Below are 5,055 nucleotides of genomic sequence, written 5' to 3' on the forward strand. Positions count from 1 at the left end.
AAAAAGGTAAAAAAAACTCATTGATAAGATTAGCGGTCAAGGCGAGAGGGAGTGAGGTGCAAAAGACTATGGCAAAATACACCAAAAGGAGAGATAAAAGAGGGTATGAGTGGAAGTCTGCTTATCGGGAGAAAGAAGCCCTTATGTTGGAGAGGGGATACCCGGAAGTAAGTCCTCATGATTTCTATCGGGAGTTGTTTCCGGCTGGCAGTCTCCAGCAAGAGCCGGAGGACGGAAAAGGTAATATTATAGCGACACAGATTAGACCGTCTGGCAAAGGAAGAACCCGGCAGTGGGTAATTGATGATAGTCTGAAAATGCTGGATAAGGTCATAGGAGATAGGTTTGGGCTGATACCGCCTATTAGTTTTTACGGAAAGTCACACACGAAAGAGAACGCTCATGAGCTGTTTGCGGTGGTGGTGGACGTGGATTATGTAGGCAAACAGCAGTTAAAGAACCTGTTGAAGCAGTTTGGGAATGGTGTGCAGCTTCGTCCGACTTATCTTGTCAGCTCCGGCAAGGGGGTACATCTTTACTATTTCTTGCAGGAGCCGGTTCAGTTGTATCGAAACCGGGAAGAAGTGCTTGCGGAGCTGAAAGAAGCCTTTATTCGGCGGCTATGGAATGATACCAGCTCTATCCGTCCGGACAGCCCGGATATAACCGGAATTTATCAAGGTTTCCGGTGTGTGGGGAGTCAGTCGAAGCTGGGTGTAGATTTCCCAGTAAAAGCCTATAAGCTGTCAGAGAACCGTTACACGCTGGAGGACATAAAAGCCAGCATACCGAGCTGTAAGGTAGACCTTGCTCCGTTGTACGAGAAGCCGAGAAGAAAAAGTACCGTTACGCTGGAAGAAGCAAAGGAGCTGTACCCGGAATGGTATGAGAAGCGGATCGTGCAGGGAGAGCCGAAGCAGAAAAGTAAGAAGCAGGGCGGTACGTGGGTATGTAACGAAGCTTTATATGAGTGGTGGAAACGGAAAATAACCGAGGAAGTGAAAGCCGGAGGGCGTTACTTTTCTATTATGGCGTTGTGCTCTTATGGCTTGAAGTGTGGCATATCCGAGCAGAAGATACGGAGAGACGCCTATGCGTTCCTGGACCATTTAGAGAGCCTTACCGAGGACGAGGACAACCATTTCAGCCGGGCAGATGTGAAAGACGCTCTCCGGGCATTGAAAGGGGACAGAAAAAGGCTGTCAACGATAGCAAGCCGGGAATGGATAGAGGACAACACAAAGGTTACGATACCAGCAAATAAGCGGAATTACAGAAAGCAAAAAGACCATGTAAAGGTTATGAATACTATGAAAGCTTTAAAAAAGCAGTTAGGAGAAGAAGTAAAAGAGGGTAGACCAAAAGGGAGTGGAACAGCGGAGCAGACAGTCAGAGAATGGCAGGAGAGCCACCCAGCAGGAAAGAAAGCGGACTGCATTCGAGAGACAGGATTGAGCAAGCCCACCGTTTACAAGTGGTGGAAGTAGGGCATACTTGAAATGCCGAAAGGCATATGCTATAATGCCAGTAGGCAAGAAAGACGAAAGTGCTCATTGTGGCACGCAAAAAGCCCCGGAGGTCGCAACTCCGGGGCTTTTCTATTCCGTTGTGGCAAGGTGGCTTATTCCTTAGGCTGGCTACCGCCTATTTATCTCCGTCCAGCCATTTGCAGATGTAGTAGGCGATTACACTTGCCAAGACAGAGAGTAAGAAAGACGAAAATATACTCATGGTGGCACACCCCCTTTCTGTACCTGTATAGGGGTGGTAGCGTCGCTCATTATACCATAGTGGCAGAAATGCCACAAGAAGCCATTTCCCCTTGTTTATTATCAAAGCCATAAGGAAAAGAGTGTCAAGGGCGGTCATAGACCGCAGCGTTTACCCTTGATACTCTTTTTTGTTGGCTATAATGCCGGAGGGGAAAACGGCTGTCCATCCGTTCCGTTACTTCCCCCTGTGCTTCATTGTCCGTTCCGGCGGAAGAAAGTAAAGGGTGGTCTGCGACCATTTTTTATCTGCTGTACTCGCTGATCGGCAAGCCGAAGCTCATACTGCAGATAAAAAACAAGCCCTTGACTTTCTTCCACCTACACTTCCAAAGTCGCCCAAGAGGAAGTAAGCTCCACTATATTCTTGGCAGAATATACGCACGAATATATCCGCTTGATATAGGGTGTCTATCATGCTATAATATGTGTAGCGGATATATTGCAAGTTCCCTAAAGTGTTACCACTTTAGAACTTGTGAGGGTGGCAAGCCCCCCTTCAATCCCCCTTTTTAGAGAGCCGAAAGGCTCATAATTTGACGGTGGTAGCACCGAAGAAAGAGAGGTCAAAGGCATGAAAAAAGAAATGGATAAAATTCAGTTTGAGTACAGATACGAGGTGCAGGAGCTGATGAAAGTAATTGATAAATATGTAAAACAGAACCCGGCAGAAAAGGAAAATAAGACGCTGGAGCGTTTCTTTGACTTACTTGATGTCATGGATATGGAGTGGTAAGGGCATGAACAAGACAAGACCAAAGCAGTTATCATTCCGAGTAAGTGAAGAAGAATACCAGCAGTTGCAGGAGAAGATTTCAGAGAGTGGAAAGAACCAGCAGGAGTATATCCTTTCCTGTGTGCTGGAGAAGCAGATCGTGAATACGGACGGTATCAAAGAACTTATCCCGGAACTGAAACGGATAGGGAACAACCTCAACCAAATAGCAAAGAGGTGTAATGAGGGGGGAATGTTGCCGAGTGAAGCGGAAGTGCGGAAGCATGGAGAGGAGCTGAACAAAGTATGGCAGTCATTAAGGCGGTATCTTCAAAGGCGGGCATAGGGCACGCAATAGATTATGTGACGAAAAAAGAAAAGACAGAGGAGAAGCTTGTCAGCGGTCTGCATTGTGAGCCGGAGACGGTCAAGGAGGAAATGCAAGCCACAAAGGAGCTGTGGGGCAAGACGGACGGAAGAACCTATAAGCATTATGTGCAATCCTACCATGAGGACGAGGAAATAACCCCGGAGCAGGCTCACAAGAACGCTGTCGAGCTGGCAGAGCATACAAAGGCATGGAAAGGGCATGAAGTTCTGATAGCCACGCATATAGACAAGGGGCATATACACACGCACTTTATTGTCAATTCCGTAAATTATGAGAACGGTCATAAGCTCCAATGGAGTAAGCACGACCTTAAAGACTTAAAGGAACGGTGCAACGAGCAGAGCTGGGAACAGGGCTTGCATGTGCCGGAGAAAGGAAAGACATTTGCTGGAGAAGTCCGGGAAGAAACGGTGGCATGGAGCAAAGACACCTACCAGCTTTTGAAACAGGCAGAGCAGGGAAAGGTCAAAAGCTATGTGCAGGATATTGCCCTTGCGGTGCTGGATTGTAAGGAAACAGCGACCAGCCGGGAAACCTTTATCCGGCTGATGAATGAAAGAGGGTACGGGGTGGACTGGCAGGACAGCCACAAGTACATCACATATACCGACTTAGCCAGGGAACAGGCAGGAGAAAAGGCTTGTAAAATCAGGGATAACAAGCTGGAAAAATACTACAATATGGATTTTGGAAAGGAGAGTATGGAGCATGAGTTTGAGAGAAATGCACGAACAGCAGAAGCAGAGCAGTCCAAGAGAGCAGCTTCAAGAGTTAAACCGACAGAGCCGGACAGAGCTGGAAAACAGTCTGCTCAAAGAAGCGTTGGCGATGTCGAGCGAGAACTGCGAGGAATTGATGAAGCAGTCAAATCAAGAACAAGTGAGGGCAGAGCAGAACAGGCAGAGAGACGCAGAGCAGAACAGGAAGCTCATCAGCGAGCTGAAGCAGAGCGTAGAGCTGCTGAAGAACAGCAACGAATTGCTTCAAGACGCTATATCGGGCGAGATTGGGAGCCTGAAAGATGAGGTTAAGGAAAACACCGTCCAAGAGGTTAGAAAGGCGTTACAGGCGAATATAGAGGCTATACAGAGGGCTACAAAGCTTCTTGAGAAGCAGTCTGATACACTTACGAGCGTGATGAAGCAGAAGATCCGGGAGCTTGAGGAAAGTAAGAACAGTTTTTTTAGATATGAGGGCTTGAAGTTGTACCTGTTTTGGGGCGGTATGGTCTGCAATATTTTAGTGTTTCTTATGCTGTTGTATGGTATGATTAGTAAGTAAAAAGAAATCGATAAATTAGAATTTTAAAAAGGAGTGTGATGACCATGATTTTTGATTTTGAGCCTTGGCAATTAGATATTGATATTGACTTAACTAAACAATTATATAGAAGTTGTAAAGGAGACTTTGTATGGGTAGAAAAGAAATAACAACAAAAGAAGATTTAATGAAAGTAATAGAATTATTCGAAAATACTGGAATTACATACTGGTTGGATGGCGGATGGGGTGTAGATATTTTAGCTGGTAAACAAACAAGAATTCATAGAGATATAGATATAAATTTTGATGCTCAACATACGGAAAAATTGTTAAATGTGCTTTTGAATCTGGGCTATAAAATTGATACAGACTGGAAACCGGTTAGAATAGAGTTATATAGTGATGAACTTGGTTACTTAGACATTCACCCGTTCGTTTTAAATGAGGACGGAACTTCAAAACAAGCTGATTTAGAGGGTGGATGGTATGAGTTTGAAAAAGATTACTTTGGTAGTGTTTTTTTTGAAGGCAAAACAATTCCTTGTATATCTTTAAAAGGCCAAAAAGTTTTCCATTCAGGTTATGAATTAAGAGATAAAGATAAGCATGATATTTCAATTCTTGAAAGTTTATCAAAATAACATCGCTGTAATTTCTAAGATAAATTGCAGTTTGTCGGTACGAAGAAAAAGGTGCAAAAATGTATTGATAAGATTAGCGGTCAAGGCGAGAGGGAGTGAGGTGTAGATATTGACATCAAAAAGGCACTCCCTTATACTTGACGGAAAAAGGTAAAAAAAACTCATTGATAAGATTAGCGGTCAAGGCGAGAGGGAGTGAGGTGTAGATATTGACACTCAAAAGGCACTCCCTTATACTTGACGGAAAAAGGTAAAAAAAACTCATTGATAAGATTAG

Annotated in this window: 5 protein-coding genes; all 5 read left to right on the plus strand. The window is 44.6% G+C overall.

The features are described 5' to 3' along the window. Positions 1-1,487 (plus strand): hypothetical protein (locus DXC01_RS19630; protein ID WP_330427720.1); only part of this gene is annotated, 1,487 nt, incomplete at its 5' end. A gap of 856 nt (positions 1,488-2,343) precedes the next feature. Beyond that, a complete protein-coding gene (locus DXC01_RS20415; RefSeq protein WP_004614779.1) occupies positions 2,344-2,505 on the plus strand; it encodes a hypothetical protein in 162 nt (53 codons plus the stop codon). Between the two features lie 4 nt (positions 2,506-2,509). Next, positions 2,510-2,830: a MobC family plasmid mobilization relaxosome protein gene (locus tag DXC01_RS19645; protein WP_009256578.1), complete on the plus strand. Its 321-nt coding sequence runs from the start codon at positions 2,510-2,512 to the stop codon at positions 2,828-2,830. Next, the gene (locus tag DXC01_RS19650) at positions 2,791-3,900 is read left to right on the plus strand and encodes a relaxase/mobilization nuclease domain-containing protein (RefSeq protein WP_055166537.1); all 1,110 of its coding nucleotides are present in this window, start codon (positions 2,791-2,793) and stop codon (positions 3,898-3,900) included. The genes DXC01_RS19645 and DXC01_RS19650 overlap by 40 nt, the downstream gene beginning before the upstream one ends. A gap of 386 nt (positions 3,901-4,286) precedes the next feature. Further along, positions 4,287-4,778, plus strand: a complete 492-nt coding sequence (locus tag DXC01_RS19660) for a nucleotidyltransferase domain-containing protein (RefSeq protein WP_009263190.1) — start codon at positions 4,287-4,289, stop codon at positions 4,776-4,778. The last annotated feature ends 277 nt before the right edge of the window (positions 4,779-5,055 follow it).

Origin of the sequence: Blautia sp. OM07-19 (assembly GCF_003481595.1) — a bacterium.
GTDB classification, from domain to species: Bacteria; Bacillota; Clostridia; order Lachnospirales; family Lachnospiraceae; genus Blautia_A; species Blautia_A intestinihominis.

Excerpts from the sequence above, each read along its gene's own strand:
- DXC01_RS20415 (WP_004614779.1), top strand. The coding sequence starts at position 2,344 with ATGAAAAAAGAAATGGATAAAATTCAGTTTGAGTACAGATACGAGGTG.
- DXC01_RS19645 (WP_009256578.1), top strand. The coding sequence starts at position 2,510 with ATGAACAAGACAAGACCAAAGCAGTTATCATTCCGAGTAAGTGAAGAA.
- DXC01_RS19650 (WP_055166537.1), top strand. The coding sequence starts at position 2,791 with ATGGCAGTCATTAAGGCGGTATCTTCAAAGGCGGGCATAGGGCACGCA.
- DXC01_RS19660 (WP_009263190.1), top strand. The coding sequence starts at position 4,287 with ATGGGTAGAAAAGAAATAACAACAAAAGAAGATTTAATGAAAGTAATA.